Source organism: Arthrobacter sp. zg-Y40, assembly GCF_020731535.1.
Lineage (GTDB): Bacteria > Actinomycetota > Actinomycetes > Actinomycetales > Micrococcaceae > Arthrobacter_B.
Genome location: NZ_JAJFZS010000015.1, coordinates 42,056 through 66,155 on the forward strand (window position 1 = coordinate 42,056; position 24,100 = coordinate 66,155).

The 24,100-nt window shown below is 67.2% G+C and carries 25 protein-coding genes; 4 read left to right on the plus strand and 21 right to left on the minus strand.

The window, feature by feature from the left end:
- Positions 1-103 precede the first annotated feature (103 nt).
- Positions 104-718, plus strand: a complete 615-nt coding sequence (locus LJ754_RS15490; RefSeq protein ID WP_227927273.1) for a class I SAM-dependent methyltransferase — start codon at positions 104-106, stop codon at positions 716-718.
- 13 nt (positions 719-731) lie between these two features.
- Here LJ754_RS15490 and dapF read toward each other — a convergent pair whose 3' ends face one another.
- The 8 genes from dapF to LJ754_RS15530 all read right to left on the minus strand — a co-directional run bounded on the left by dapF (position 732) and on the right by LJ754_RS15530 (position 8,965).
- Positions 732-1,658, minus strand: a complete 927-nt coding sequence (gene dapF / locus LJ754_RS15495; RefSeq protein WP_227927362.1) for a diaminopimelate epimerase — start codon at positions 1,656-1,658, stop codon at positions 732-734.
- Positions 1,659-1,693: 35 nt separating this feature from the next.
- A complete protein-coding gene (gene miaA, locus LJ754_RS15500; protein ID WP_227927274.1) occupies positions 1,694-2,629 on the minus strand; it encodes a tRNA (adenosine(37)-N6)-dimethylallyltransferase MiaA in 936 nt (311 codons plus the stop codon).
- 12 nt (positions 2,630-2,641) lie between these two features.
- A complete protein-coding gene (gene miaB / locus LJ754_RS15505) occupies positions 2,642-4,168 on the minus strand; it encodes a tRNA (N6-isopentenyl adenosine(37)-C2)-methylthiotransferase MiaB (RefSeq protein WP_227927275.1) in 1,527 nt (508 codons plus the stop codon).
- Positions 4,169-4,264: 96 nt separating this feature from the next.
- Entirely contained in the window at positions 4,265-5,041 is a 777-nt protein-coding gene (locus tag LJ754_RS15510) for a hypothetical protein (RefSeq protein WP_227927276.1), read from the minus strand.
- Between the two features lie 107 nt (positions 5,042-5,148).
- Positions 5,149-6,432, minus strand: coding sequence for a hypothetical protein (locus LJ754_RS16995; RefSeq protein ID WP_331461534.1), 1,284 nt, complete (start codon positions 6,430-6,432; stop codon positions 5,149-5,151).
- Between the two features lie 80 nt (positions 6,433-6,512).
- Complete coding sequence (locus tag LJ754_RS17000; protein WP_331461535.1) at positions 6,513-7,313, minus strand: regulatory protein RecX; 801 nt, start codon at positions 7,311-7,313, stop codon at positions 6,513-6,515.
- A gap of 127 nt (positions 7,314-7,440) precedes the next feature.
- Positions 7,441-8,493, minus strand: coding sequence for a recombinase RecA (gene recA / locus LJ754_RS15525; RefSeq protein WP_227914019.1), 1,053 nt, complete (start codon positions 8,491-8,493; stop codon positions 7,441-7,443).
- 247 nt (positions 8,494-8,740) lie between these two features.
- A complete protein-coding gene (locus tag LJ754_RS15530) occupies positions 8,741-8,965 on the minus strand; it encodes a DUF3046 domain-containing protein (protein ID WP_227927277.1) in 225 nt (74 codons plus the stop codon).
- Between the two features lie 55 nt (positions 8,966-9,020).
- Here LJ754_RS15530 and LJ754_RS15535 point away from each other — a divergent pair, with 55 nt between their 5' ends.
- Positions 9,021-9,518: a MarR family winged helix-turn-helix transcriptional regulator gene (locus LJ754_RS15535; RefSeq protein ID WP_227914017.1), complete on the plus strand. Its 498-nt coding sequence runs from the start codon at positions 9,021-9,023 to the stop codon at positions 9,516-9,518.
- Positions 9,519-9,660: 142 nt separating this feature from the next.
- On the opposite strand, the gene LJ754_RS15540 is transcribed toward LJ754_RS15535, so the two are convergent.
- From LJ754_RS15540 to LJ754_RS15570, 7 genes are all read right to left on the minus strand, one after another.
- Positions 9,661-10,086, minus strand: coding sequence for a helix-turn-helix domain-containing protein (locus LJ754_RS15540; protein ID WP_269437448.1), 426 nt, complete (start codon positions 10,084-10,086; stop codon positions 9,661-9,663).
- 141 nt (positions 10,087-10,227) lie between these two features.
- Positions 10,228-10,755 carry a CinA family protein gene (locus tag LJ754_RS15545; RefSeq protein WP_227914016.1) on the minus strand — a complete coding sequence of 176 codons (528 nt, stop codon included), beginning with the start codon at positions 10,753-10,755 and terminating at the stop codon, positions 10,228-10,230.
- Positions 10,752-11,342 (minus strand): CDP-diacylglycerol--glycerol-3-phosphate 3-phosphatidyltransferase, encoded by a 591-nt coding sequence (pgsA, locus tag LJ754_RS15550; RefSeq protein ID WP_227927278.1) that lies wholly within the window; start codon positions 11,340-11,342, stop codon positions 10,752-10,754. Before pgsA ends, LJ754_RS15545 begins: the two co-directional genes overlap by 4 nt.
- Positions 11,343-11,362: 20 nt before the next feature.
- Positions 11,363-14,272 (minus strand): FtsK/SpoIIIE family DNA translocase, encoded by a 2,910-nt coding sequence (locus tag LJ754_RS15555; protein ID WP_227927279.1) that lies wholly within the window; start codon positions 14,270-14,272, stop codon positions 11,363-11,365.
- 121 nt (positions 14,273-14,393) lie between these two features.
- Positions 14,394-16,085, minus strand: coding sequence for a ribonuclease J (locus LJ754_RS15560; protein ID WP_227914013.1), 1,692 nt, complete (start codon positions 16,083-16,085; stop codon positions 14,394-14,396).
- A 6-nt stretch (positions 16,086-16,091) separates the two neighbouring features.
- Positions 16,092-17,009, minus strand: coding sequence for a 4-hydroxy-tetrahydrodipicolinate synthase (gene dapA / locus LJ754_RS15565; RefSeq protein WP_227927280.1), 918 nt, complete (start codon positions 17,007-17,009; stop codon positions 16,092-16,094).
- Positions 17,010-17,096: 87 nt separating this feature from the next.
- Entirely contained in the window at positions 17,097-17,906 is an 810-nt protein-coding gene (locus LJ754_RS15570; protein WP_227927281.1) for a helix-turn-helix transcriptional regulator, read from the minus strand.
- An 86-nt stretch (positions 17,907-17,992) separates the two neighbouring features.
- Here LJ754_RS15570 and LJ754_RS15575 point away from each other — a divergent pair, with 86 nt between their 5' ends.
- Together LJ754_RS15575 and LJ754_RS15580 are read left to right on the plus strand one after the other, a co-directional pair.
- Positions 17,993-18,664, plus strand: coding sequence for an SDR family NAD(P)-dependent oxidoreductase (locus tag LJ754_RS15575; protein WP_227914010.1), 672 nt, complete (start codon positions 17,993-17,995; stop codon positions 18,662-18,664).
- Between the two features lie 89 nt (positions 18,665-18,753).
- Entirely contained in the window at positions 18,754-19,929 is a 1,176-nt protein-coding gene (locus tag LJ754_RS15580; RefSeq protein ID WP_227927282.1) for a heparan-alpha-glucosaminide N-acetyltransferase domain-containing protein, read from the plus strand.
- Here the strand turns inward: LJ754_RS15580 and LJ754_RS15585 are convergent.
- The 6 genes from LJ754_RS15585 to LJ754_RS15610 form a co-directional block, all read right to left on the minus strand.
- Entirely contained in the window at positions 19,926-20,408 is a 483-nt protein-coding gene (locus tag LJ754_RS15585) for a hypothetical protein (RefSeq protein WP_227927283.1), read from the minus strand. The two genes, LJ754_RS15580 and LJ754_RS15585, sit on opposite strands and share 4 nt — an antisense overlap.
- A gap of 8 nt (positions 20,409-20,416) precedes the next feature.
- Positions 20,417-21,175 carry a 4-hydroxy-tetrahydrodipicolinate reductase gene (gene dapB / locus LJ754_RS15590; protein WP_227927284.1) on the minus strand — a complete coding sequence of 253 codons (759 nt, stop codon included), beginning with the start codon at positions 21,173-21,175 and terminating at the stop codon, positions 20,417-20,419.
- Positions 21,176-21,195: 20 nt separating this feature from the next.
- A complete protein-coding gene (locus LJ754_RS15595) occupies positions 21,196-21,633 on the minus strand; it encodes a molybdenum cofactor biosynthesis protein MoaE (protein ID WP_227914006.1) in 438 nt (145 codons plus the stop codon).
- Positions 21,623-22,126, minus strand: coding sequence for a MogA/MoaB family molybdenum cofactor biosynthesis protein (locus LJ754_RS15600; RefSeq protein WP_227914005.1), 504 nt, complete (start codon positions 22,124-22,126; stop codon positions 21,623-21,625). The genes LJ754_RS15595 and LJ754_RS15600 overlap by 11 nt, the downstream gene beginning before the upstream one ends.
- The gene (moaC, locus tag LJ754_RS15605; RefSeq protein ID WP_229960689.1) at positions 22,123-22,548 is read right to left on the minus strand and encodes a cyclic pyranopterin monophosphate synthase MoaC; all 426 of its coding nucleotides are present in this window, start codon (positions 22,546-22,548) and stop codon (positions 22,123-22,125) included. Before moaC ends, LJ754_RS15600 begins: the two co-directional genes overlap by 4 nt.
- A 124-nt stretch (positions 22,549-22,672) precedes the next feature.
- Positions 22,673-24,058 carry a molybdopterin molybdotransferase MoeA gene (locus LJ754_RS15610; protein ID WP_227927286.1) on the minus strand — a complete coding sequence of 462 codons (1,386 nt, stop codon included), beginning with the start codon at positions 24,056-24,058 and terminating at the stop codon, positions 22,673-22,675.
- Positions 24,059-24,100: the final 42 nt, after the last annotated feature.

The following is a 24,100-nucleotide window of genomic DNA, read 5'->3' on the forward strand; positions in this document are numbered from 1 at the left end:
CCGTCTGCGCAATGGATTCCTGTCCCGACTTCCACCTCTTCCAACCCCGTGGGCACCGCTTAAATTCCTGTCCTCGCCCGGGTTCCGGCTAATCTGGACTGTTATGGGTTCAGACCACTATTTCTCTTCCACACCGTCCGGACCCGAGGTCCGACGGCCGCTGCGCGTCACGCTCAACGGCTCCGAACGGACGCTCCAGACCGCGGGCGGCATCTTCAGCCCGGACGGTATCGACAAAGGCACCGCAGTACTGCTGGACGAAGTTCCCGCCCCGCCCGCAACCGGTAATCTCCTGGACATCGGCTGCGGTTGGGGCCCGGTGGCCCTCACCCTGGCGCTGAAGTCCCCCGCCGCACAGGTTTATGCCGTGGACGTCAACGAGCGCTCCCTTGCCCTGACCCGCGACAACGCGGCTTCGCTGGGATGCGCCAACGTCAGTGCTGCCCGGCCCGAGGACGTGGATCCGGAGCTGCGCTTTGACGCCATCTGGTCCAACCCGCCCATCCGCATCGGCAAGGATGAACTCCACGCCCTGCTGCTGCTCTGGCTTCCGCGCCTGGCTCCGGGCGGCACCGCGTGGCTGGTGGTCCAGAAGAACCTCGGATCGGATTCGCTGCAGCGCTGGCTGGCCGGAGAACTGCCCGCCGGCTTTGCGGTGTCCCGCCACAGCACCGCCAAGTCCTTCCGGATCCTGAAGGTCGAACGGGCGCACTCCTAGCCCGGACTTTCTCCTACAGCAGGATGCCGCGGGCCACCAGCACGGCCGGTCCGCTGAGTTCGACGTGTTCGCGGCCTTCGGGACCGGTCAGGAACCGGACGCCGACGACGCCGCCGGGCACCGTCACGGCCCACGCATCGGGTGCGCCGGCACCGGCCCAGAAACGCGTGGCGACGGCGGCGGCGCAGGCGCCGGTACCGCAGGACAGGGTCTCCCCCACGCCGCGCTCATGCACACGCATGGTCACCAGTCCCACCCCGTCCTCCACGAGCGGCTCGGCCGGGACAACGAACTCGACATTCGTTCCGTTGGAGGGTTCGGGCTGCACCGACGGCGCGGTGGTGAGATTAGTTGCGGCCAGTTCGTCAAGCTCGGCCAGGGCAACCACCGTGTGCGGGTTGCCCATGCTGACCGACAGCCCGGGACGGGGCACTTCCAGGCCCCCGGCGTTCACCACGGTGTCCATGGACTTGGCGGCAGCGTGGTCCGGGTAGATGAACTCCCACGGGCCCATGTCCACCGCATAGCCTCCGGGCGTGCGGGTGACGGTCTTCAGCCCGGCCCGGGTGCCGATAACCAGGCTTTCACCCTCTCCCAGTTCCACCAGGTGCTCTTCAAGCAGGAAATGCACAAAAACCCGCACACCGTTGCCGCACATTTCGGAAACGCTTCCGTCCCCGTTCCGGTAGTCCATGAACCATTCGGCTTCCGGTGCGTTCTGCAGCAGTGCGCGGCCTTCGGGGACGTACTCGGAGCGGACGGCGCGGATGAACCCGTCCGCACCTATTCCGCGGTGCCGGTCACATACAGCCGCCACGTCGGCGGCAGCCAGGTCACGGGATCCGTCTGTATCGGCCAGCAGCACAAAGTCATTGCCGGTGCCGTGGCCCTTGGCGAAGGGCAGGCCGGCAACGGCAGCGGGCAGGCCGGAGGCGGGCAGGGACGCGGCAGATGCCGTCGAAGCAGAAGTGTTGGTCACCCTTCAAGGATACTGGGCCGCACGGCGGCACGGACGGCGTCGGCCGCACGGGTAACCAGGGCGGGATCGTCAAAGCCCAGCCAAGTGATCCGCGGGTCGGCGCGGAACCAGGTCAGCTGGCGGCGGGCGAACTGCCGGGTGGCAACAACGGTGGCCTCCGCGGCCTCAGGCACCGAGGACTTCCCGTCCAGGACCGCAAGGAACTGGGCGTAGCCCAGCGCACGCGAGGCGGTACGGCCGGTCCGCAGTCCGGCCGGTTCCAGCCGCCGCACTTCCTCGAGCAGGCCCTGTTCCACCATGGCGTCAACACGGCCGGCCAGCCGCTGGTGCAGCACGGGACGGTCCACCTCCAGGCCGATCTGCACGGCGGGCTGGAAGTACTGGCGGACGGGCATAAAGGAGCTGAACGGCCGTCCCGTCAGTTCGAGGACTTCAAGGGCCCGCACCACGCGCCGGGCATCTGAAATCCGTTCTGCCGAGACCGGGTCCGCGGCCCGCAGGCGTGCCATCAGCGCGGGCAGCCCGGCGGTTTCCAGTTCGGCTTCAAGTGCCGCGCGGACAGCGGGGTCGGTGCCGGGGAATTCCAGTACATCCAGCGCCGCCCGCACGTACAGCCCCGAACCGCCCACGAGGATGGGGAACATGCCCCTGCCCCGGATGTCCTCGACCAGTGCCCTGGCCCGGGTCTGGAACGCCGAGACGCTGGCCTCTTCGGTAACGTCCATGATGTCCAGCATGTGGTGCGGAACGCCGCGGCGTTCGGCAACCGGGATCTTCGCCGTGCCGATGTCCATGCCGCGGTAGAACTGCATGGAATCCGCGTTGATGACTTCCCCGCCCAGTTCCAGGGCAAGGTCCACGCCGAGGTCCGACTTGCCGGACCCGGTAGGCCCGACGACGGCAACCACCGGACGCTCAAGTGCAGGGTTCATGCTGCAGCGCCCTTAGGAACGCGGGGGCAGCGCGGGCATGCCCAGCGAAACACCCGCGCGGGTGCCGGCCGGTGCCGCAGGCACGCCGCAGGATTCGGCCTGCGAACGGTCCCAGGCATCTCCGGCGCGGGACCGGCGCAGCGAATAGTCGGCGGCTGTGGCGGGATCGGAAATCAGGTGGAAGGCGGCGGCAGCGGTGACCGGGACGGTGACGAGGTCGCCCGGCCGTGGTGCGGGGGCGCCGTCGGGCACCGAGAAGTGCACCAGCCGCTGGTCCCGGGAACGTCCGGACAGCCGGCCTGTCTCTTCAGCCTTCCGGCCCGAACCGGCAGTGACCATGACCTCTACGGTGGTACCCACCTGCTTGGCGTTCTCCTCGGCGGCAATCCGGTCCTGGAGGGCAGTGAGCCGCTCATAGCGTTCCTGCACCACGGCCTTGGGCAGCTGGCCGGGCAGGTCGGCGGCGGGCGTGCCGGGGCGCTTGGAGTACTGGAAGGTGAAGGCGCTGGCGAAGCGGGCCTTTTCCACGACGTCGAGGGTGGCGGCGAAATCCTCCTCGGTCTCGCCCGGGAATCCGACAATGATGTCCGTGGAGATGGCGGCGTGCGGCATCCGTTCCCTCACCCGGTCCAGGATCCCCAGGAACTTCTTGGAGCGGTAGGAGCGGCGCATGTCCTTGAGGACCTTGTCCGAGCCCGACTGCAGCGGCATGTGCAGCTGCGGCATCACGTTGGGGGTTTCCGCCATGGCGTCAATGACGTCGTCAGTGAAGGCCGCCGGGTGCGGGCTGGTGAAGCGGACCCGTTCCAGGCCCTCGATGTCGCCGCACGCGCGCAGCAGCTTGGCGAAGGCACCGCGGTCGCCGAACTCCACGCCGTAGGAGTTCACATTCTGGCCCAGCAGCGTGACCTCGATGGCGCCGTCATCGACCAGTGCTTTGATTTCGGCCAGGATCTCCCCCGGGCGCCGGTCGCGTTCCTTGCCGCGCAGCGACGGGACGATGCAGAAGGTACAGGTGTTGTTGCAGCCGACGGAGATGGACACCCATCCCGAGTACACCGAGTCCCGTTTGGTGGGCAGCGTGGACGGGAACACGTCCAATGACTCCAGGATTTCCAACTCGGCCTTGGCATTGTGCCGCGCGCGTTCAAGCAGCGCGGGCAGGGACCCGATGTTGTGGGTGCCGAAGACGGCGTCCACCCAGGGTGCCTTGCGCAGGATGGTTTCCCGGTCCTTCTGTGCCAGGCAACCGCCCACGGCAATCTGCATCCCCGGGCGGCGCTCCTTGATGGGCGCGAGCAGGCCGAGGTTGCCGTACAGCTTGTTGTCCGCGTTCTCCCGGACCGCGCAGGTATTAAAGACAACGATGTCCGCCTGCTCGCCGTCGGCCTCCACATATCCGGCGTCCTGGAGCAGGCCCGAAATGCGTTCGGAGTCGTGGACGTTCATCTGGCAGCCGAACGTCCGGACCTGATAGGTACGCGGTGTTGCCTCGGAGGCCACGGGGGAAGGCACGGGGGAAGGAGAGGAAACAGTCATGCTCACCCTCCTAGGGTACGTCAGCCGCCGTCCCCCACTAGGCCTAATCCCTCACCGAGGCGCAATTCCGCTGCCGCCCTTAGTACCAGTTCTTGGCTAGTACCAGTTATTGGCGTGGTGGAAATTCAGCGCGTTGCAGGGGCTGCCGTAACGCGATGAGATGTGCTGAAGTCCCCAGTCGATCTGCGTGCGGTAGTTCACCGCCCAGTCAGCTCCGGTTGCCGCCATTTTTTCGGCGGGAAGGGACTGTGCAATCCCGTAGGCTCCGCTGCTGGAGTTGGTGGCGCTGGTCAGCCATTCCGATTCTTTGGTCCAAAGCCGGTCCAGGCACGTCAGCTGGGATGCTTCCCACCCCCGGGAGGCGAGCATGGAAGCAGCGTAGGCCTTGGCCGCCGCAGGGTCATCCACAGGCACGGCCGCACGCACGGCCTCGGCTGCTTCCTCTGCGGCCTGCATGGCCGCGGCCTCATCCGCCGCGCGGGCCGCAGCCTGCTCCGCGGCGGCTTGCTCTGCTGCAGCCTGCTCGTCGGATTCCCCGGCGGGCGGCTGTTCTGCGGGGTGCTGCTCTGCGGGGTGCTGCTCTGCGGGGTGCTGTTCAGCTGTTGAACCCTTGGTTTCCGTGACATTCCCGGTTGTGGCACCGTCCCGGACGGGTTCTTGCGTGGCGAGCAGCGGCACCGCCATATTGACCAGCTGCAGTCCGGCTGCGGCGCGCAGGTCCTCACCTGCGGCAGTGCCGACCGCGGCGCCGGACACACCCAGCATTGCCAGGGAGCCTAGTGCTGCCGAGGCCCCCATTCGCAGCCTTCGGCGGCGGCGCAGGGCGCGTCGGATGCGGGTCTGTTCGCGGCGTGATGAGTCAAGTGAAGTCACAAGCGCAGGACGCTACCGGAGTTTTCTGGGAAAAGTCTCAAAAAGGTAACGACGATGTTGACGCGCCCGACATCGCGTGCAGCCGCAAACCGTTGCCCCCAGGAAAGCTAATACCAGTTGACCTCTTCGGAATGCTGCCAGGCGCCGCAGGGTGTGCCGTAGCGCCAGGAGATGTATTCGAGCCCCCAGTTAATCTGGGTCCGGTAGTTTGTCTGCCAGTCGCTGCCGTGGCTGGCCATTTTGCTACCGGGCAGCGACTGCGGGATTCCGTAGGCGCCGCTGGACGGATTGGCCGCCGAAGTGCGCCAGTTGGACTCCCGGTTCCAGAGGCTGACCAGGCAGCGGAATTCGTTGCCGTCCCAGCCGTAGGCACCCATCATGCCGGCGGCATAGTTCTGGGCCCCGGCCGGATCGTCCACCGGTTGGGCGGGCGGCGGCGGAAGCGGAACGGGTGCCGGGCCAGGCGCCGGCGCAGGTGCGGGAGCAGGTGCCGGCACAGGTGCTATGGGGAGGGTCACGGCCGGAACCCCTGTTTCCGGCGCGCCGGGAGCAACGGGTGAGCCGACCGCAGGCCGCGTCACGGTACCGGCGTTCCGTGCCGCCCGTTCCGCTGCCGCCTGCTGTTCCTGGAAGGCCTGCTCAGCGGCAATTCCGCGCAGCCGTGCGTTTTCCACGTCGGCGGTGGTCCCGTGCAAATCGGCCAGTTGGGCCAGCAAAACGGTTTTCCGGGCTTCCTCCTCCCGGACCGCTTCATCCGCCGCGGTGGCAGAGGCGCCGGCTTCGTCAAGATACCGTTTGGCCTCGGCCAGCAGGTCTGCACGGGCATCTCGGGCCTGCTGTTCCTGATCGGCAAGGCCGGCCGCTACCCGTTCGGATGCCGTCGCTGCCGCATACAGGGTTCCGGCCCGCGAGGAAACGCGGTCCATCAGGTCCGCCCCGTGCAGGGCGTCGGCAGACGCTTCCGTATCCAAGAGCAAAAGTCCCAAGCCGTCCGCTGCGGCGCCTCCGGACTTGTACGTCTGCGCGGCCAATGCGGCCACACGCTGCAGCGTTTCATCCGCCTGCGCCTCGGCGGCCTCCCGCTGTGCGGATAGCGAGGCCAGGAGCTTCTCATTTTCTGCCAGGGCATCCCTCGCTGCGTTGTAGCGGCTGGTGGCTTTAACTGCAGCGTCGCCCAGTTGCCCGGCGTCGGTGCGCAGCTCCGTGAGCAGCCCTTCGAGCTTGTCAGCCTCAGAGGCTTTGGCGGCCTCGGAGGACTTGGCCTGCTGGATATCTTCCCAGGACGGGTACGGGTCCGCAGCCGAGACAGGTCCGGCGGTCAGCACGGCCGAGGCCAGGATTCCGGTAAACACCACGGCAAACAGCGGGGAACGCCTTAACTTGGGCCCCACCAAGCTCATCTTTAACATAGTTGGCACAGCATACGACACGGCGCGGCGAATTGACACCGGCCCTTCGAGGGTGTGCGCTTTTAGACGCTGTCGCCTCTGGCCTCGCGTGCTTCGCTGATAATTTCTCCGGCCACGCGGAAACCCAGCGACGGCGAGTAACCCTTGCGGGCCAGCATGCCCACGAGCCGCCGCGTTTGTTTGTCCCTTGCCGTGCGGTCTGCGAGATCCGCGGAGGACTGCAGCTTTTTCCGGGCCAGGGTCCTGGCGGCCTCAAGTTCGTCATCGGCGCTGACCTGTTCGAGGGCATCCTCGGCCAGATCCGGCGCAATCCCCTTTTCGGCTAGTTCGCGGCGCAGTGCGCCGCGGGCCAGTGATTTGCCCTGCGACCTGCTCTGGACCCACAACCGGGCGAACTCGGCGTCGTCCACGAGCTGCACTTCCTCGAAACGGTCCAGGACTGCTGCGGCCGCATCCGCCGGAATCTCGCGTTCGGCCAGCTTCGCTTCCAGCTGGTGCCGGCTTTTGGGTGATGCCGTGAGTTGGCGCAGCACAATGGCTTTCGCCTCTGAGTAGGCTTCCTCAGGCGTCAGCTCGGGCGCCGGCCCGGAAACGGAATCCGCCTCCCCCGCGCTGTTCCTCTGGCGCTTCTTTTTCTTGGTGCCGCCTCCGGCGCCTGGTTCTGCCCACGGTTCATCTGCCGGGGCTTCCTCGCCAAAACCGCCTTCTTGGAAGGTATCCCCTGCATCCTTCGGCTTCCGGCGGGAGCGCGCACGGGAGGCCGGCGGCACATCTGCCGGCGTCGTATCCGAAGGCACGGCAGTACCCGCCTGGATGTCGGCGAGCCGCTGCTTCAGTTGTTCGAGCGTTTCTTGGGATGCCATAGCTGTTCCGGTTGAATGAGTCAGTGTTGAATGAGCTACTGCTGAATGAGCTAGGGCTTGGATGGTCAAACCCCAAGGGCAGCACCTCCTGAGGAGGCGCTGCCCTTGTTGCCTGAGGGGGTAAGCCCTAGGAGTCCTTGGCTACAGCCTTGAGCTTGGGTGCGGCCGGTTCCTCTGCGGCCGGAACGCCGATGCCCAGCTTTTCGCGGATGCGGCGGTCCAGCTCGTCGGCCAGGTCGGGATTGTCCTTCAGGAAGTTGCGGGCGTTCTCCTTGCCCTGGCCCAGCTGGTCTCCGTCGTAGGTGAACCAGGCACCGGACTTCTTGACCAGCCCGTGCTCCACGCCCATGTCGATCAAGCCGCCTTCGCGGGAGATGCCGACGCCGTACATGATGTCGAATTCCGCCTGCTTGAAGGGCGGCGCCATCTTGTTCTTGACGATCTTGGCGCGGGTGCGGTTGCCAACCGGGTTGGTGCCTTCCTTGAGCGTTTCAATGCGGCGGACGTCGATGCGTACGGACGCGTAGAACTTCAAGGCCTTGCCGCCGGTGGTGGTTTCCGGGCTGCCGAAGAAGACGCCGATCTTTTCACGCAGCTGGTTGATGAAGATGGCGGTGGTGTTGGTGTGGCTCAGCCGGCCGGCGATCTTTCGCAGCGCCTGGCTCATGAGGCGGGCCTGCAGGCCGACGTGGCTGTCTCCCATGTCGCCTTCGATTTCGGCCCGCGGCACCAGTGCGGCAACGGAGTCAATGACGACGACGTCGACGGACCCGGAGCCGATCAGCATGTCCATGATTTCCAGGGCCTGCTCGCCGGTGTCCGGCTGGGACACCAGCAGCGAGTCCGTATCAACGCCGAGCTTGGCGGCGTAGATGGGGTCCAGGGCGTGCTCCGCGTCGATGAATGCGGCGATGCCGCCGTTCTTCTGCGCATTGGCCACAACATGGAGGGCCAGCGTGGTCTTACCGGAAGATTCCGGACCGTAGATCTCCACCACGCGTCCGCGCGGGAGCCCGCCGATGCCCAGGGCAACGTCCAGAGCGACGGAGCTGGTTGAGATGGTCTCTGCGGGGGCGCGCACCTCATCGCCCAGACGCATGATCGATCCCTTGCCATACTGCTTGTCAATCTGGGCCAGCGCTGCCTCAAGTGCTTTTGCGCGGTCGGCTGGAGCAGCCATTCTTCACCTCGTGTTGTGGTTGTGAGTGGCCCGTAGGCCTGTCGTCCATTGCTTAGTAACGACCCTATCCGGCGGCACTGACAAAACGGCTGACCGGACCTTGTTGCTCATTATCTTGTGGATATCCCGGGCCGCGCCTGCTGTGGCCGGCCCCTGTGTAGGAGCATATCTTTATCCGAACAAAGATTCGAATATTCACCCCGGCGTGTTCCGTTCCGGCTGTCCGGGCTCCCGGGCGTTCCCGCCGCTACGTTGCCTTCGGTTTGATGTCCCGGCCAAGCCTGCGGTCAGCCGGCACGTCCTGGATGTCGCACACGGCCAGCCATACCGCTTTTGGTTCCACGCCTTTCCGGAGCGCTTCCGCAGCGGTAACCCCGCCCAGCTGGCCGAGGACCAGATCCGCGGCCAAGACCCGGGAATAGGCCGATCCGAACTCGTCATCCATGAGCCGCCAGAAGTCACTGATACGCATCGCTTAATTCTCGCACGCACGCAGCGCCCCGCAGTAACCAACCTAGAATGGAGACATGACCGAGACCACCGGTCCCGCGGACCGGCCCGATGGCGGGGACCCGGACAACGATGCCGCCATTGAGGACCTGGAACAGGAACTGAGTGTCCTGTGGCGCCGCGCGCGCTCCGTCTCCCACCAGATAGCCCGCGAAGTCCACCCCGACATGGAACCGTCGGCCTACGGCCTCATGGTGCTGCTCCACCAGCAGGGTCCCATGCGCCTGACGGACCTGGCCGCGGCGGTGGGGGTGGGTAAGCCCTCGTTGAGCCGTCAGGTTGCGATGCTGCAAAGCCTGGGCCTGGTGGAGAAGCATACGGACCCGGTGGACGGGCGGGCCCAACCCATCAACCTCACCGACGTGGGGGCGGCACAGTTGGAAGGCACGGCAACGGCCCGAAAGGAGCACTTCCGCCGGACATGGACCGGATGGGAGGCCGAAGAGCTGCGCGCCCTGGTTCGGCTGCTGCACAAGCTGAATGCCTCCGTCCGTCCGGCCGGGGACAGTCTTTGAACCGGGGACAGTCTTTGAAATCAGCCCCGGACAGAACAAACCCCCGCAGGCACCGCACCTGCGGGGGTCACTAGCTGTTCAGCTGGTAAATCTTGGGGGCAACGCATCCGTCGCCTGAAGCGAAGGGGCGCTGCCGCGGTTCCTAGGATGTGCGGGCCAGGTCCCGGGCCAGGTCTTCGGGAAATTCACGTGCGAATTCCCGCGAAAACTCAGAGGGCACGGTATCTGGAATGGCAACGCCTTCAGCGCTGGCCACCCGGTCACTGACTTCACGGAGCATCAGGGACAGGGGCACATCGAGGGCAGTGCAGATTGAAGACAGGAGTTCCGATGATGCTTCCTTCTGTCCGCGTTCAACCTCGCTGAGGTAGCCGAGGGATACACGGGCACTGTGCGACACCTCGCGCAGGGTACGGCCCTGGCGCTGGCGCACGTCGCGGAGGACATCACCAATCTCGTGACGAAGAACTACCATCTTGCGCTCCTTAGGCTCCCGGTGTGCGTCTTCCGCCAACCCTACATCCCGCCAGCGGATCACGCCGTTCACGGATACGGGTTGTTTAACCATGTGTATCGTCCTGCTCCCTATGAGTACGGGCTGCGGCGAGTTGCCGCAGACTGTTCAAAGATCGTACTGAAAGAACCTTGGCGGTTCCTGATACTAACAACTGATGCCCTGACGGTTTTGTTCCCGCGGCGGATGGGGCGGTTACTGTCCGTCTCCAACGGGACCGGCGGTCTCCAGTTCTGCGGCCAGCATCGCGAGTGCCTCGCGGCAGGCAGCGGCACGGATGGCGGTGCGGTCTCCGGGGAACAGGAACTCCCGGAAGTAAGATCCTCCGGCAGAGGCGATCCCTACGAAGACTGTTCCCACCGGTTTGCCGTCGTGGGCCGCAGGCCCGGCCGCCCCGGTGGTTGATACTGCGACGTCGGCGTCCAGGGCCTTGCGCGCCCCGACCGCCATAAGCTCCGCCACCCTTCCATCCACGGACCCGGCTTCGGCCAGGAGCGCGGCCGGAACCCCGAGGACGGAATGCTTGATCCCATTTTGGTACGCGACCACGCCACCCTGCAAAACTGTGGACGCTCCCGGCACGGATCCAAGCTCCGCGCAGAGCATTCCCGCGGTCAGGGACTCGGCAGTGGCTACGGTTTTGCCGGCCCGGTTCGCGGCGCGCAGGACACGGGCGGCCGAGCTCTCCTCCACAGGGGCGCCCGCCCCGGTCTCCGGGCTCATACGCTCTTTGCGCTGCGGCGCAGGCGGACGGCCTGCAGGACGTAGTCGATGCCTGTCACCACGGTGATCACCAGTGCGGCGGCCATAAAGACGGCGCCGATCCACCAGGCCCAGCTGCCCAGCCAACTGCCCAGCGGCAGCAGGAACACGAAGATGGCGAAGGTCTGTACCACCGTCTTGAGCTTGCCCCCTCGGGAGGCTGCCATCACGCCGTAGCGGATCACCACGAAGCGCATCAGGGTAATACCCAGTTCGCGGACCAGGATCACAATGGTCACCCACCACCACAGTTCGCCCAGCAGCGACAGCATCACCAGTGCGGAACCGATCAGCAGCTTGTCCGCGATCGGATCGGCGATTTTGCCGAAGTCGGTGATCAGGCCGCGGCTGCGGGCTATGTCGCCGTCGAGCTTGTCCGTGTAGATGGCGACGGCGAATGTTGCCACCGCCAGCCATCGGTAGAGCCCGCCGCGGCCGTCGTCGACAGCGAGGAACCAGATGAAGAGCGGAACCATCAGGATCCGCACCACCGTCAGTGCATTGGCGATATTGAGGGTAGGTACCCTCTCGCTAGGAGAATTGCTCACAGCTTCAGCCTAGCGAACATTCACCGGCCGGTGAGGTTCCATGCGTCCTCGGACTCCGGGTCGTCGGCGCCGTCGTGGTACTCCGCAGCCTGCGGCCGGCCATCCAGGTCGGCGGCGACCAGGTCCACGGGACCGCCGGCCTCGAACCCGTGGTTCACGTTGGCGTTCTCGGCCAGCGCTGCGGCGTCCGCTCCCCCGGACGGGGCAGGCGCTTCGTCGCCGCTGATGGCTGCCAGGGTGGCCGCCAGGTCGTCGGGCTTCACCAGCACATCGCGTGCCTTGGAACCTTCGGAGGGCCCGACGACGCCGCGGGACTCGAGCAGGTCCATCAAGCGTCCTGCCTTGGCGAAGCCCACGCGCAGCTTGCGCTGGAGCATGGAGGTGGAGCCGAATTGAGTGGTCACCACCAGTTCGGTGGCCTGCAGCAGCACGTCGAGGTCGTCTCCGATGTCGTCGTCGATCTGCTTCTTGGGCGCCGTGACCGCAACGTCTTCGCGGTAGACGGCCTGCAGCTGGTTCTTGACGTGCTCCACCACGCGGTGGATTTCGGACTCGGTGACCCAGGCGCCCTGTACACGGATGGGCTTGTTGGAGCCCATCGGCAGGAACAGGGCGTCACCCTGGCCCAGGAGCTTTTCAGCGCCGGGCTGGTCCAGGACCACGCGGGAGTCGGTGACCGACGACGTCGCGAAGGCCATGCGGGAGGGCACGTTCGCCTTGATCAGGCCGGTCACCACGTCCACGGAAGGCCGCTGGGTGGCCAGCACCAGGTGGATGCCGGCGGCGCGGGCCAGCTGGGTGATGCGGACAATGGAGTCTTCCACGTCCCGCGGGGCGACCATCATCAGGTCGGCCAGCTCGTCCACGATCACCAGCAGGTACGGGTAGGCGCGGATGACCCGCTTGGATCCGGCCGGGGGCACTACCTTGCCGTTGCGGACGGCCTTGTTGAAGTCGTCAATGTGCTTGAACCCGAAGTTGGCGAGGTCGTCATAGCGGGTGTCCATTTCCCGCACCACCCACTGCAGCGCTTCGGCGGCCTTCTTGGGGTTGGTGATGATGGGGGTGATCAGGTGCGGAACGCCCTCGTAGGCGGTCAGTTCCACGCGCTTGGGGTCCACCATGACCATGCGCACCTCATCCGGCGTGGAGCGCATCAGGATGGAGGTGATCATGGAGTTCACGAACGAGGACTTACCGGCGCCGGTGGCACCGGCCACGAGCAGGTGCGGCATCTTGGCCAGGTTGGCCACCACGAACCCGCCCTCAACGTCCTTGCCCACGCCCATCACCATGGGGTGTTCGGTCTTGCGGGCGGAGTTGGAGCGCAGCACGTCGCCCAGGGCCACGACTTCCTTGTCCGCGTTCGGGATTTCGATGCCGATGGCGGACTTGCCGGGAATGGGCGAAAGGATGCGCACGTCGGAGCTGGCCACGGCGTAGGCGATGTTTTTGGAAAGGGCCGTGACCCGTTCCACCTTGGTACCCTCGCCGAGTTCGATCTCGTACCGGGTAACCGTGGGGCCGCGGGAGAAGCCGGTGACCTTGGCGTCCACGTTGAACTGCTCCAGCGTGTGCGTCAGGGCCGCGACGACGGCATCGTTCGCTTCGGAGCGTTCCTTGGCGGGCGGGCCCGGCGGCAGGAAGTCCGACGGCGGCAGCGTGTAGGTGATGTCGCCGGAAAGCTGCAGCTGCTCGGTCCGCTGCGGGATGGGGGTAGCCGGCGGGGTGTGCGCCACCGGGCGGGACGGGACCGGAGGAACGGCAGCGGCAGCCGCGGGAAGGTTCAGCACCTCGGTGGCGCCCGGGACCATGCTGATGGCTTCGGTGGGCGGTTCGGCGCTGTCCATGCCGCCGTCCAGGTCGCCGTCGACCGGCAGGCCCTGGTTGCGGCGGATCTTCTGCGTGGCCAGTTCGGCCTGGGTGGGACGGCGGACGCCGGGCGGGACGACGGGCGCTGCTGCTGCGGCAGCAGCCGCTTCTTCCTCTTCATCGGCCAACAGGGCGCGTTCAAAGGCTTCATCGCCGGCGAAACCGTCCTGCGCAGCGGCTGCGGCCGCCTCGGCTTCCTTCTCCCGGCGGGTCTTGCGCGGCTTTTTGACCTTCTCAGGCTTGGGGTTGCCGTAGAGGTAGCTCTGGTCGTGCGCCTCGGGATCATCCGGGGCCAGGTCCTGGCCCATGAGGTGCTCGTACAGGGCGCGCAGGCGTGCGGGAATGTGGCGGAAGGGTGTGGCCGTGATGATCAGGACGCTCACGAACACCAGGAAGGACAGAAGGATGAGCACCGGCCACTTGGTCAGCGCGGCGGAGAGCGGGCCGGATACAAGGAAGCCGACAATGCCGCCGGATACCCAGAGCCGTTCGAAGCCGTCCGTCAGGGAGGGCAGGCCGCCGACAATGTGGGTGATGCCCGACCCGGCGAGCAGCATGATCACCAGGCCGATGCTGATCCGGCTGTTGGCGCGGTGGCGTTCCGGGTACCGGAACAGTCGCACGGCACCGGTGAAGAGCATGAACGGCAGCACCAGCGCCATCCAGCCAAACGTGCCGGCGGCGCCGGCGTGGATGACGTCGGCTACGGGACCGCGCAGGGCCCACCACTCCACCGTGGCGACGGCAAGGCCGAGCAGGGTCAGGAAGAAACCGGTTCCGTCGCGGCGGATTTCGTAGTCCGGGGACACATCGGTGCCGAGCTTGCGCACTCCGCCGCCGGCAATACGGGAAATGCCCATCCAGGCGCTTTCAACGGCGCGCAGCGGCAGGGGCAGCTGTTCCGGCGGGGCCGGGCGTGCTGCAGCGCTCCCCCGGCCTGTTGTTCCGCCGCGCGGGCTGCCTTTGCCTGATGCCTTGCTTGTGCTGCCGCCGGCACTCCGGGCCGTGGTACGGCCGGAAGAACCGCTGCGTGCGGCAGGGGAAGTACGAGTCGCCATACCAGCCACGCTACCCGACGGGACCCCTGATCCCCCGGATTTACGCGGCCGGACCGGCATTTACCGGCCTGCTCGGGCCGCGCAGGTACCCGCAAGTACCCGCGCGGTCCCCTTCAGCGGGCTACGCCTCGACGACTACGGGGACAATCATGGGGCGGCGGCGCAGGCGCCGGTTGACCCAGGTGCCCACTACCCGCCGGACCACCTGCTGCAGCTGGTAGGTGGTGTGGTCCGTGTTGGAACGGACCGCTTCCTCCAGCGCTGCGCTGATCTTGGGAATGATCTCGTCAAAGACCGCATCACCTTCGGCGAATCCGCGGGCATGGATTTCCGGTCCGGAGACGATGGTCCCGGTGCTGCGGTTCACCACGGAGATGATCGAGATGAAGCCCTCTTCGCTGAGGATCCGCCGGTCCTTCAGATCGGTGTCGGTGATCGCTCCCACGCTGGAGCCGTCCACGTAGACAAACCCGCACTCAACCTCGCCGACCACCCGCGCCTTGCCGTCGCGCAGATCCACCACCGTGCCGTCGTCGGCCAGGACAATGTTCTGTTCCGGGACGCCGGTGGCCGCGGCCAGCCGGCCGTTGGCAATCAGGTGCCGGGTCTCGCCGTGGACCGGCATGGCGTTCTTGGGCTGCAGGATGTTGTAGCAGTAGAGCAGTTCACCGGCCGCGGCGTGCCCGGAGACGTGGATTTTGGCGTTGCCCTTGTGCACAACGTCCGCACCCATGCGCATCAAACCGTTGATGACGCGGAAGACGGCGTTCTCGTTGCCCGGGATCAGGGAGGAGGCCAGGATGACCGTGTCGCCCTTGCCGATGCTGATCCGGTGGTCTCCGTTGGCCATCCGGGACAGTGCTGCCATGGGTTCGCCCTGCGACCCGGTGGACATCAGCACCACCTTGTTGTCCGGCAGGTCGTCAACGTTTTTCAGGTCCACCAGGATGCCCTCGGGGACGTTCAAGTAGCCCAGCTTCTCCGCAATGGCCATGTTGCGAACCATGGAGCGGCCCACGAAGCAGACGTAGCGGCCGTGTGCCGCGGCGGCGTCCAGGACCTGCTGCACCCGGTGGATGTGGGAGGAGAAGGAAGCGACGATGATCCGTTTGTTGACCTTCCCGAACAGTTCCTGCAGCACCGGGCCGATCTCGCGTTCGGCAGTGGTGAAACCGGGCACGTCGGCGTTGGTGGAGTCGGCCATAAAGAGGTCCACGCCCTCTTCGCCCAGCCGTGCGAAGGCACGCAGGTCGGTGATCCGCCCGTCCAGGGGCAGCTGGTCCATCTTGAAATCACCGGTGTGCAGCACGGTGCCCGCCGCCGTGCGGATGAACACTGCCAGCGCGTCGGGGATGGAGTGGTTGACCGCTACGAACTCGCATTCAAACGGTCCGAAGCTTTCGGTCTGGCCTTCCTTCACGGTCAGGGTGAACGGCTTGATCCGGTGTTCCTGCAGCTTGGCTTCCACCAGGGCAAGGGTCAGCTGTGAACCGATCAGCGGAATGTCGTTCTTGAGCCGCAGCAGATACGGAACGGCGCCGATGTGGTCTTCATGGCCGTGCGTGAGCACCACGCCCACAACGTCCTCGAGCCGGTCCTGGATGTAGGAGAAGTCCGGCAGGATGAGGTCAACGCCGGGCTGGGTCTCTTCCGGGAAGAGGACCCCGCAGTCAACAATCAGCAGCTTGCCGTCGATCTCGAAGACGGCCATGTTCCGGCCGATCTCCCCCAGCCCGCCCAGCGCGACGATGCGCAGCGTTCCCGGTTCCAGTGCCGGCGGGGTCATCAGTCCGGTGCCCGTTGTTTCCGTCATGTCCGGTTACGCCTCGTTCCGGGAAAAGTCCATGCCGGCTTCGGCCAGGTCCGTCAGGACCGTTTCCATTTCGACGGCGTCCGGTGCCACCAGCGGCAGCCGGACGGCGGCGGTGGGGATGACCTTCTGCATCGCCAGGACCTGCTTGGCGGCGACGGCACCGGGAATGTGGGTCATCACCGCGCGGATCAGCGGGTCCAGTTCGAAGTGGATCCGGCGGGCGGTCTCGAAATCCCCGGCCGCGGCGGCGTCCACCATGGCACGGAACTGTTCGGTGGCGATGTGCGCGGTGACGCTGACCACGCCCACGGCGCCGGCGGCCATCCACGGGAGGGTGAGGCCGTCGTCGCCGGCGTAGATGTCAAGCGTGGTGTTGGCCAGCACCCGGGTGATGCCGGCGAAGTCGGCCTTGGCATCTTTCAGGGCAAGGATGCGCGGGTTCTCGGCGAGCTTGAAGATAGTGGAGGTGCTCAGCGCAATTCCGGCGCGGCCGGGAATGTCATAAACCATCACGGGCAGCTCGGTGGCGGCGGTGACGGCATCGAAGTGCGCCACCACTCCTGCCTGCGTGGGCTTGTTGTAGTAGGGGGTCACCACCAGCTGGCCGTCGGCGCCGGCCCGCTCGGCGCGGCGGGCCATTTCCACTGAATGGGAGGTGTGGTTGGTGCCCGTGCCGGCGATGACCTTCGCCCGCCCGCCGACCGTTTCGGCAACCACCCGGAACAGGTCTTCCTTTTCGCTGTCCTCCAGAGTGGAGGTTTCCCCCGTGGTGCCGGAGACCACCAGGCCGTCACAACCGTCTTCCACCAGCTTGTTCGCGAGGTAGGCAGTGGCGTCGAAGTCCACTGCTCCGTCCTCAGTGAACGGGGTCACCATGGCGGTGACGAGTGTACCGAAGGGAAGGGTGCGGTTTTGGAAATCCATGGGTAAAACGTTACCCGCTGCGCAGCGCAAAGGGGCAACGGTCCCGCGGCCGGCTGTTCCCAGCCGGATGAACCGGACGGGGCGGCATCAGGGGCAGCGGGCTGCCTGCAGCACCTTCAGTGCGGCGTTCGACGCCGACCCCGGTTCCGCCCGGTAGACCACCAGTTCCTGTCCTGGTGCAGCCCGGACGTCGAACGCCTGCAGGTGCAGTTCCAGGTCCCCTGCCTCCGGGTGGCGGAAGCGTTTGCTCCTCAGCCGTCCGCCGCGCACCTCGGCACCGGTCCACATTTCCGCGAAGCGGGCATCGGCGGCCAGCAGGCGTCCGCGGACCTCGGCGATCCGCGGCTCGCGGGGCTGGGCTGCCTCCAGCAGCCGGAAACTGGCCACCATGCTGGCGGCCACCGTCTCCCAGTCCCGGTACAGCACAGCCGCAGCCGGGTCCAGGAACATGGATTCCAGCAGGTTGCCGGTGGGGCCGAACCCCAGGAACAGGGCCTCGGCCAGCGGGTTGGCAGCAAGGACGTCGAAGGCCTGGCCAAGGACGAAGGCAGGGTGGTCCGGCCATTCGTTAAGGAAGGCCGCCAGCTGGGGGTCCACGGCGGCGGCGGTCGGAACGGTGCGCGGCGGCGTCAGCCCCGCCAGGCGGTACAGATGCGCCAGCGCATGTTCGTCGAGCAGCAGTGCGGTGCCGATGGCAGCCGCGACTTGGGGCGACGGCGAGGCTTCGCGGCCCTGCTCCAGGCGCATGTAGTAGTCCACGCTCACATCCGCCAGCCGCGCGACCTCCTCCCGGCGCAGGCCCGGCACGCGGCGCCGGCCGTTGCTGCGCAGCCCGACATCGGCGGGCTGGACACGGGAACGGCGGAGGATGAGGAATTCTCCCAGCGGCGAAGGCACATCAGCAGTGTAGCGAGGGTGGGTGCCGTGCACCCGGGAACGGCACGGCGTTCCGCGGCGGCCTTCTGCGCGCAAGCATTGACGCCATGGAAGACGCCATGGAAAACGAGCAGCAGAAAACAGTCCTGATTATCGGCGCGGGGCCCGGCATCGGCCTTTCCGTGGCCCGGCGCTTCGCGTCCGGCGGGGTTGCCCTGGTGGCACGCTCCGCGGAACGGTTGCAGCAGCTGGCCGCCACGCTGGCAGGCGAGGGGATCGCTGCCGAGTGGGAAGCGGCGGATGCTGCGGACCCGGCCGCCCTGCAGCAGGCCGTGAAGTTGCTCGTCGAGCGGGTAGGCCCCATCGACGTCCTCTGCTTTAGCCCGCTGCCCAGTCTCGACCTGATCGGTCCGGTCCTGGACACCGGCGCCGAAGAGTTCCTTGCCTCGCTTGCGCTCAGCGTAGGCGGGGCCGCTACCGCCGTGCGCGCGGTGGTGCCGGGCATGCTGGAGCGCGGACACGGCAGCCTGCTGTTCACCACTGGCAGCGGAGCCCTGCGGCCCTCCCCCGGCCGGGCGGCCAGCGCCGTTTCAACGGCAGCGGAAACGGCGTATGTGGACCTGCTGCACCGGCAGCTCAGCCCGGCCGGAATCCGGGTGGCGCACGTGCTGATAGTCGGACCGGTGGGTCCCGGGCTCAAGCACGAGCCCGAGGCCGTTGCTGCGGCGTTGTGGGAAGCCCACCGCACGGACGGCGGCGTCGTCACCGTTTTGGACTAGGGCCGTCCTGGACTAGGAGCCGTCCCCGGGTAGGCTCCGGAGCCTACCCGTGCGCGGGCAAGCGGGTACGGCGTGAGACGATGCTGTGCATGATCCAACGCCGCCTCACGGGCATCGATGCTGCCCGCGGGATCGCCCTGCTGGGTATGATCGCCACCCACACCATGCCCCTGTACAACCAGGAGACCGGGGATCCGTCGTTTACCGGCTTGGTCTTTTCGGGGCGGTCCTCGGCGCTGTTCGCGCTGCTGGCCGGCGTCGGGCTGGCCCTGCTGACCGGTGGCAGCCAGCCCCACGAGGCGAAGGCCGTGAACCGCGACCGCCGCGGCATTGCGGTCCGTGCAGTCATCATTGCCCTGGTGGGCCTGGCCCTGGGTGGATTGGAGACCAACATTGCGGTCATCCTGTTCCACTACGCGGTGTTGTTCCTGCTGGCCCTGCCGTTTGCCGGCATGCCGCTGCGCCGGCTGGCGGTCTGGGCTGCCGGGTGGTTGCTGCTCTCCCCCGGGCTGGCATACCTGCTGCGCGGCTGGCTGCGGGAAGTCCTTGCGCCGTCGGAGATCGGCGGCAACCTCACGTGGGACTCATTCCAGGAACCGGCCGCCCTGGCGGCAGACGTATTCGTCACCGGCTTCTACCCGGTGCTGCAGTGGCTGAGCTACATCTTGCTCGGGATGGTCATTGGACGGCTTGACCTGAAGAACCTGCCGGTGCAGGTGGGACTGCTTGCCGCCGGGGTGTTCGCCGCCGTCGCCGCCAAGTTCACCTCGTACTACCTGCTGGGCACACTGGGCGGCCTGCAGGTGCTGGAAGCTACCGAATCCGGGCAGCGGCTGCCGCTGGCCAGGATGCTTGAGGTTAACCTCAGTCCGGTGGAACAGACCGGGTCCTGGTGGTGGCTGGCGCTGGCGGGGCCGCACTCCAACACCAGCCTGGACATGCTGCATGCCTCCGGGACCGCCGCTGCGGTCCTGGGTGCGTGCCTGCTGCTGACCAGGGCCCGTCCCAACCTGCTCCTGCCGCTGTCCGCAGCCGGGGCCATGACCCTGACGCTGTACAGCCTGCATGTATGGGTCATGACCATTGTGGACCAGCAGGACCCGGCGCTGGAGCCGCTCCCGGTGTTCTGGATCCAGGCCGTCTTCTACGTGGTCCTGGCCGTCCTGTTCCAGCGCATCCAGGCGCGGGGACCGCTGGAGTTCGTGACGTCCGGGGCGTCCCGGCTGGCGCGCGGGAAAGCGGCCGGCCGTTCAGCAGCTCGCTAGCTGCCGGCCTTCGCGCGTTCGGCAAACAGCTTCCCGGCCTGCCGCATGGAACGCCGGGCACGGGTGCGATCCCCGGCGGCGTCGTAGGCGCAGGACAGCCGGAACCAGCTGCGCCAGTCCTCCGGTGCAGCTTCGGTCTCGGCCTTGTACTTGGGGAATTCCGCGTCCGCCGCTTCCCGGATGATGCGCCCGGCCGGTGTGCGGGGCAGATCATCAACGGGCAGGCGGCCTTCTTCGGCCAGGATGGCTGCCATCTTTTCGGTCCGCGCACCGAACATCAGTTCCCGGATCAGTGCCCAGGCGCCTACCACCGGCAACACCAGGTAAGCGGCGCCCATAAAGCGTGCGGTCAGCTCAGGCGAGGTCAGCAGCAGCCAACCCCGCTGCGCGGAGACCACCAGGTAGAACAGCAGCAGCAGCGTCACCAGGGCCACGCCCAGTTTGGCGCGGTTGGAAAACAGGCCGGTGAAGAAAGACAACGTGTTCCTTAGTCGTTCAGGTTGAGGTAGCCGTCAAGTCCGACGGTCAGTCCGGGGTGGGCGTCCACCTGGCGCAGCCCCAGCAGCACGCCGGGCATAAAGGAGGCACGGTCGAACGAATCGTGCCGGATGGTCAGCTGTTCGCCGGGGCCGCCCAGGAGCACTTCCTGGTGGGCTACCAGTCCGCGCAGCCGGACTGAGTGCACATGCACGCCGTCCACGTCGGCGCCGCGGGCGCCGTCGAGCTGTTTCACGGTGGCATCCGGCGACGCCGGCACACCTGCCTCGCTGCGGGCGGCGGCAATCAGCGCGGCCGTGCGGACGGCGGTGCCGGAGGGGGCATCCACCTTGTCCGGGTGGTGCAGTTCAATGATTTCCACCGACTCGAAGTACCGCGCCGCCTTGGCGGCGAAGGCCGAGGCCAGCACGGAGCCCAGCGCGAAGTTCGGAGCGATGAGCACACCCGTGCCCGGCGACGCGCGAAGCAATGTTTCCAGCCGGGCGAGCCGTTCGGCGTCCCAGCCCGTGGTGCCCACTACGGCGTGCATGCCGTGTTCGACGGCGAAGCGGACGTTGGCCTCGGTGCTGTCCGGCACGGTGAGGTCCACGACATACTGCGCTCCGGAGGAGACGAGGGTTTCGAGCGGGTCGGTGCGGCCCAGGGCGGCAACGAGCTCCATGTCCCCTGCTGCCCGCACGGCGGCCACAGCCTCGGATCCCATGCGGCCTGCGGCGCCGAGGACCGCTACGGCAAGTTTTTCGCTCATGTGCACCAGATTACCGGTGCTCAGGGGCGGTCGCTGACGCCCACCCACTCGGTTGTGCCGTCCGTGAAGCCCTGTTCCTTCCAGATCGGTACGTTCGCTTTGACGGTGTCCACCAGCTCGGAGCAGGCCGCGAAGGCCGTGCCGCGGTGGGCCGATGCCACGGCGGCCACCAGGGCTGCGTCGCCGATGTCCAGGTTCCCGGTGCGGTGCGCCACCCAGATCCGCACGCCGTCATACTTGGCGGCAACAGCTGCGGCCGTCTGGCCCAGCACTGATTCGGCGCTCGGATGCGCACTGTAGCCCAGGGAGGTCACGGACTTGCCGTCGTCGTGGTTGCGGACAATGCCGCTGAAGGTCACCACGGCCCCGCAGTCCGGTGACCAGGCGAGGCGTTCCGCCTCGGCGCTGCTCAGCGGTTCCCGGGAAACTTTGGCGTTCAGGACTTGGCTAGTGTTCACGTTTTCCTTCGAGCTGGCCGCAGATGTGGCCGATGATGGGTTCCAGCACGGCCAGTCCGTCGGCCACGGCCGCCGGCGAGCCAGGCAGGTTGACGATGAAGGTCCGGCCCGCTGTGCCGGCGAAACCGCGGCTGATGGACGCCATTGGTGTGGACGCCAGGCCCTTGGCCCGGATGGCTTCCATGACGCCGGGCACGTGGCGTTCGAGCAGCGGTTCGGTGGCGTCGGGGGTGACGTCATCCGGGCTGAGGCCGGTGCCGCCGCTGGTCAGCAGCACGGACGGTTCCAGGGCGAGGATGCGCTGCAGGGAAGCGGCCACTTCCTCTCCGTCGGGCACCACTTCGGCCAGGACAATGTCATACCCCAGCGCGTAGAGCCAATCCGCTATCAGCGGACCGCTTTCATCCTGGTAGGTTCCGGCGGCGGCGCGGGTGGAGGCGATCAGCACGCCGGCGGTGCGGCGCGGCGACGCGGCAGGCTGCGAGACGCTCACAGCGTCCAGTCCCCGCTTTTGCCGCCGGATTTGGCGAGCACCATGGTGTCCGTGATCCGGGCGTGCTTGTCCACGGCCTTGACCATGTCGTACAGCGTCAGGGCGGCAACGGAGGCTGCGGTTAATGCTTCCATTTCGACGCCGGTGAGGGCCTTGGTCTTCACCGTGGCCTCGACGACGACGTCGCCGCCCCGGGGCGTGAAATCCACTGTGACCTTGGTGATCGGCAGCGGATGGCACAGCGGAATGAGATTGGAGGTCTGCTTCGCAGCCATGATCCCGGCCACCCGGGCCACGGCCAGCGCGTCTCCCTTGGGCAGCCCGCCGTCGGCGATCAGCCGGACCACGTCTTCGGTGCTGCGCAGTACCGCCTGGGCGGTGGCCTGGCGCGTGGTCTCAGCCTTGGCTGACACGTCCACCATGTGAGCGGACCCGTCCTCGCGGACGTGGGTCAGTCCGGCGGGTGGTAAATCTTCGGGTTCGACGCTCACGCGGGGTCCTTTCAGTGCACGCTTGATGCGGTGGCTCGTTTAGTCCCACCGGCAATTAGTCCAACAGCAATACTGTCACTTCCGTGCCGGCCGGAACGTGTTCGATGCCCGCAGGGATGGAAACCAGGGCGTTCGAGGAGGCCAGGGCGTGGACCAGGTGCGAGCCGGGACCGCCCACGGGTTCCACCGTGCCGCCGGCATACCGTCCGCGCCGCACCTGGTGTTTGCCGGCCGGGCTGTCCAGTGCTTCGGTGAGGCGGGCCCGGATCTCCGGGCGCGGCCGCGGGGCGCCGGTGACAGTGCCCAGGGCCGGGCGCAGGAACATTTCGAAGGAGACCAGCGAGCTGACCGGGTTGCCCGGGAAGCCGAGGAACGGCACACCGTCCACGGTGCCGATCCCCTGCGGCCCGCCCGGCTGCATGGCCACGGACAGGAACCGGACATCGGCCGAGGCCAACGCCTGCCGCACCACCTCGTACGCACCCTTGCTGATGCCGCCCGAGCTGAGCACTAAATCCGGTGCGTCGGCAACCAGATCGGCGCGGAGCAGGGCGGAGAACTCCTCCGGGGAGTCGGCCAGGATCCGGGAGCGGAGCACTTGTGCCCCGGCCTGCTCCAAAGAGGTCCGCAGCAAGGTGGTGTTGGCATCGTGGATCTGGCCCGGGTCCAGTTGCTGGCCGGGTTCCCGGACCTCATCTCCGGTGGTCAGCAGCAGCACGCGCGGGCGGGCCCGGACGGGCACCTCGGCCAGGCCCAGGCCGGCCAGCAGCCCCAGTTGCAGCGGACCAAGGACCGTTCCGGCTGCCAGCGCGAGGCTGCCGGCGGCTATGTCGCTGCCTGCGGTCCGCACAAACTGCCCGGCCGGAACAGCAGCCGGCAGGTCCACGGTCCCCGCGGTCTCCGGCGGAAGGAAGCGGTCGGGGCGGCAGGCCTCAATCGGCACGACGGCGTCTGCCCCCGCGGGCAGCATCGCCCCGGTCATGACGGGTGCAGCGGTTCCGGGCTGCAGCGCAGCCGGGGCGGTCCCGGCGGGAATGGAGGCAGCCCGGGCCAGCCGGACCAGGCCAGCGGCCGGGGCGGTGGTGCCGGGGCCGCTATAGGGACCGGGAACGGCGTCGGGAACAAGGTCAGCCGACCGGACCGCGTAACCGTCCATTTGGGAATTCGTAAACGGCGGAAGGTTTCCCGGCGCATACATGTCCTCGGCCAGCACCCGGCCCGCGGCACTAGCCAGCCCCACCGTCTCCCGGGCCGGCGGGTGTGCTTCGAACCAGGTAGCGAGCAGCTCCCGGACGGCTTCGCGGTGCTCGGCAACACTGCGCGCACCGTGGGCGGTGTGTTGTTCGGAAACACGGTGCTGTCCGGAAGCACTGTGCTGTCCGCCGTGCGGGACCTGCTCTGGGGCGCGGGGGGCGCCTTGTGGAAGGGGCTGCGTGGACATCTTCCTCCTAGTGGAGACGGCGGGATGGAGCATCGGGCCCGG